The sequence below is a fragment of the Roseateles sp. P5_B10 genome, from assembly GCF_056400485.1.
Genome location: NZ_JBFULE010000466.1, coordinates 1 through 4,195, shown reverse-complemented (window position 1 = coordinate 4,195; position 4,195 = coordinate 1). Strand labels below are relative to the sequence as shown.

4 protein-coding genes are annotated in these 4,195 nt (G+C 66.7%); 2 read left to right on the top strand and 2 right to left on the bottom strand.

Going from position 1 to position 4,195, the window contains the following annotated elements; translation table 11 throughout:
* Positions 1-110: 110 nt before the first annotated feature.
* A complete protein-coding gene (locus AC1DU6_RS22015) occupies positions 111-1,052 on the bottom strand; it encodes a carbohydrate kinase family protein (RefSeq protein ID WP_477859604.1) in 942 nt (313 codons plus the stop codon).
* Between the two features lie 64 nt (positions 1,053-1,116).
* Complete coding sequence (locus AC1DU6_RS22010; RefSeq protein WP_457322051.1) at positions 1,117-2,367, bottom strand: ROK family transcriptional regulator; 1,251 nt, start codon at positions 2,365-2,367, stop codon at positions 1,117-1,119.
* A 316-nt stretch (positions 2,368-2,683) separates the two neighbouring features.
* Here AC1DU6_RS22010 and AC1DU6_RS22005 point away from each other — a divergent pair, with 316 nt between their 5' ends.
* Positions 2,684-3,805, top strand: coding sequence for a hypothetical protein (locus AC1DU6_RS22005; RefSeq protein WP_457322049.1), 1,122 nt, complete (start codon positions 2,684-2,686; stop codon positions 3,803-3,805).
* The coding region (locus AC1DU6_RS22000) for a cellulase N-terminal Ig-like domain-containing protein (RefSeq protein ID WP_477859602.1) at positions 3,802-4,195 on the top strand (394 nt) is incomplete at its 3' end. The genes AC1DU6_RS22005 and AC1DU6_RS22000, both read left to right, overlap by 4 nt.

Genomic DNA, 4,195 nt, shown 5'->3' with positions numbered 1-4,195 from the left:
GGATGATGATCGGCATCAGCGGGCCGATCAGGTTGGTGACGAAGGAGATCACGAACCAGATCAGCAGGATGTAGCCGACGATCAGCGCGCGRTGTTTCATGGCTTGGTGCTCAGACGGCCACGCAGTCAGCGAATTCGCCGGCGCGGATGGTCTTGCGCGGGAAGCGGGACAGGATGGCCCGCGCCGTGCGGCAACCTGCGGCCATGCCTTCCGAAAGATCGCCACCGCGCAACCGTGCAGAGAGGTAGCCCGCATTGAAGGCGTCACCCGCGCCGATGGTGTCGAAGATGTCGGCCGGCTCGGTGTCATACACCACGCGCTGACCATTCTCGATGCCCAGCGCGCCGCGGGCGCCGACCTTGATGACGAGGCTGGCCCCTGGCTTCAGCGCCTTGGCGATCAACGTCAGCGCATCGTMCAGGTCCTTGGTGCCGGCAATGCTGCGCGCCTCCAGCTCGTTGATGAGCAGGTGGTCGCAGTGCGGCAGCCAGCCCAGCACCTCGTCGCGATCCCAGCCCTCGGGCGGCCAGCCGGTGTCCAGGGCGATGCGGTAGCCGCGCGAGGCCGCTTCGGCCAACAGGTCGGCGTAGCGGGCGCGCAGATGGGGCAGCAGGAAGGGCGCCGTGAAGAGGGCGATGGACGGCACCGGCGTGGCGTGCAGGTGCTTGAGCACATGCTGCACCGACAGCTGCTGCAGATGGCCGTGGGTGGTGAAGAAGTTGCGCTCGCCGCAGCTGTGCATCAGGCCGACCGAGATGGTGGTCTCGCGGTCGCAGACTTCCAGGTGGGTGCGAATGCCGCTGAACTGCTCGGCCAGCCAGTGGCCGAAGTGGTCGTTGCCGACGGCGGAGATGAGGTGGGTGGCCTGGCCGATATGGCGGGCGGCCAGCGCCGCGTTGGCGCCCGAGCCGCCGGCACGCAGCTCGCTGCGCGGCATCAGCAGCTCGGTGCCGATGCTGGGCCAGCCCTCCAGCGAGCCGAGAACCAGGTCGACGCCAACGTCGCCGACGACGCTGAGCTGAGGGATGAAAAGGGCGCGATCCGTGTCCATGGGCGCCGACTATAGGAGCCCATCGGAAGTCGTGTCAATAATTAAATCCAATGGATTGAAATATTTATCCGCTTCGCTTGGTGGCGGGGCGATGACCCAGCAATTCGCCCACATCGAGCTCGCCGCGGCGATCCTGTTGCAGCACTTCAAGGCGCGGTGACAGCATCTCGTAGATGGGCAGCACGGCGGCGCCGAGGATGGAGGAGTCGTCCTGGCGGTCGGACAGCACGATGCGGGTCTCGGGCGCCGCCATGCTGCCGCGCACGGAGCGGTGCCAGGGCAGGGCCAGGGCGACGAGGTGCTCCACCAGCACCTTGGGCGCGGAGCCGCCGATGACGATGGAGCGCGGGTCCAGCATGTTCTCGATCATGCAGACGGCGTCGCGCAGGCGGTCGGCGGCCTGGCGGCACCAGCGATGCAGGGCCTCGTCGGCGGGCTGCTGCAGGCGTGCGCTGAGGTCCAGGGTCCAGACATCGTGGTCGCTCACGCCCAGGGCTTCGGCCAGGGAGTGCATGGAGACGTAGCGCTCCAGGCAGCCGCGGTTGCCGCAATAGCAGGGCGTGCCGCCGGGCACGATGGGCACGTGGCCGATCTCGGTGGCATTGCCATCGGCGCCGGGGTAGGCCGAGCGGCCGATGACCAGGGCTCCGCCCAGGCCCAGGCCGAGGTGCAGGTAGAAGAAGTCGTCCAGATGGCGAGCGACGCCGAACAGCGTCTCGCCCAGGGCGCCGGCAACGCTGTCGACGCGGTAGAAAAGAGGCAGGCCGGTGGTCTCGCGCAGTTCGTCCAGCACGGACAGGTCGTTCCAGCCTTCCAGCGCCGTCGGGCCGACGAAGCTGATGTCGGTATGGCCGAGCGGGCCGGGCAGGGCGACGCCGATGCCCCAGAGGCGCTCGGTCGATTCACGGCGCAGGCGCGCCACGAGCTGCAGCATGGACGCCAGCATCTGCTGGCGGTCGCCGGTGTCCAGCTCGACCTCGCAGCGGCTGCGGATCTCGCCGACCAGGTTGACGAGGGCCGCCGAGGCCCGGCCCGGCTCCAGGCTGATGCCGATGGCGTTGCCAGCCTGCGGGTTCAGCTCGAAGGCGATGGGCGGCTGGCCGCGCGATTTGTCGACCTTCTGGCGCCGCGACACGATGAGGCCGATGGCCTCCAGGTCGTTGGTGATGTTGGCCACCGTCTGCGGGCTCAGGGACACCATGTCGGCGATGTCCTTGCGCGAGGCGGCGCCTTGCTGGCGGATGAAGTCCAGCACCACGCGGCGGTTGAAGGGGGCGCTGGACTGTTGGGTGGCTCCTCGGCCGGTGGTTCTCATGCGTGCTGACGGCGCTTTCGTGGTGCCCATGATAGGTGGGGCCTGTGCCCGGGCCGCGATTCTGTCCGAGGCGGCGGTTCCGGCGTCGATCACGCTTGAAATAAATTTATACAACCATTGGATTTAAATATTGACGATGCCGGCTTGGCGGCCCTACATTCGCCGCCCATGAGACGTGAAGTCCCGTTGGAGGGACGAGGTCTGGCCCGGCGCATCCAGCAGTGAAGTTGCGCTCCTCGCCGGCAGTGCGTGCGCTGCTCGTGGGCATCCACAACCCGTGGCTCTTCCATCGCCACAAGACTTCGTTGAGGCAAACATGCAATCACTCCGGATCGGCTCGTGTGCGGCCCTCGCCCTGTTGAGCCTGTCTTCGCTCGCAATTGGGGCTGGCAATGCGGCCGGCAGCAATGCCGCCAAGAGCACGGCCTATGTGCAGGACGGCTGGCTCTATACCAAGACCGAGACCGCCAGCGGCCAGGCCCTGGTGACGGCCGTCCAGCCGGCGGCGGCCAGCGGCGTCATCCCCGTGGGCGACGCCAAGGTCTACGGCAACGTCTTCGACAAGAACCGCAAGCTGACCGTCGCCCAATGGCAGGCCGTGCTCAGCATGGACGCCTACCCGGAGAACGGCACCACCAACTACCAGGACGTCGGCCCCTGGCGCTATTGCGAGGTGGACTACGAGGCCAGCCAAGGCATTTCCGACTACCGCGGTGACACCTTCGGCCCGGTCGGTGTGACGACGGTGGGCGATTTCCCCGACTACTTCAAGAACGCCTTCGCGCCCTATGTGCTGGGCAAGACCGGCGCGACCAACACCGACATGAAGAACTGGGGCGTGCAGGTCACCGGCGTGTCGGCCGCCAACTTCAAGGCGGATGATTCGCGGCTCGACCCCTATCCCAACCTCAGCCGCTCCAACTCCACCAAGCGCGCGGCCCTGACCAAGATCTGCAAGGCCCTGCAGTCGGCCTTCGACAACCAGCAGGACAAGTATGTGATGAGCCATTACGCGCACATCAACAACGACAAGCTGCTGCCGGTCCTGAGCGCCCTGAAGGGCATCGGCTTCACGGCCTTCGACAAACACAACCTCGTCGGCATGGCCTTCCAGGTGCAGGTCAACACCGGCTCGATTGGCAGCGTCTCGGCCTTCACCTCGGTCAAGAACGCTGGCAATTGCGGCAGCCTGAGCGCCGAGACCTGCTTCGCCACCTACCTGACCGACCAGTACATCCGCTGGCTCAAGTCCAGCAGCCTCGGCGACGATGCGGGCAACTGCTGGCGCGCCAGCATGGCCCTGGACATCTACAAGAAGAATCCGGCCATGAACAGCGTCAGCACGGTCAATTCGGTCATCAACAGCAGCTACCCCGACAACAGCGGMAAATGCCCGACCTCGGGCATCAAGTGGTCCAAGAACATGGCATGGGAATGAAGCGAATCCTGATTGCAGCGGCCCTCGTGGCCGCAGCGCCGCTGTGCGTGGCCGCCGAGGCGGCTGCGCCGGTGACGACGGTGTCGGTCAAGTTGCCGACCGATCCGCTGCTGGTGCAGATCAACCAGGTGGCGCTGGAACGCGTCGGCCCCAAAAGGGCTGTCGTCGAGTCCACGGGCCCGGCCCAGGCCGGGCGCTACCGCGTGCTGGCCGGTGGCAAGGTCGTCGCCCAGGGCGAACTGAAGGCCTTGCCCGAGTTCTCCGCCTGGGGGGCGGGCAAGCGCTACTTCGAGGTCGACTTCTCGGCCATCGAGAAGGCGGGCGCCTATCGCGTCGAAGCCACGTTGGGTGGCAAGCGCGCGCTGTCGGCACCGGTGCATGTGCGTGACC

Excerpts from the sequence above, each read along its gene's own strand:
- AC1DU6_RS22010 (WP_457322051.1), bottom strand. The coding sequence starts at position 2,367 with ATGAGAACCACCGGCCGAGGAGCCACCCAACAGTCCAGCGCCCCCTTC.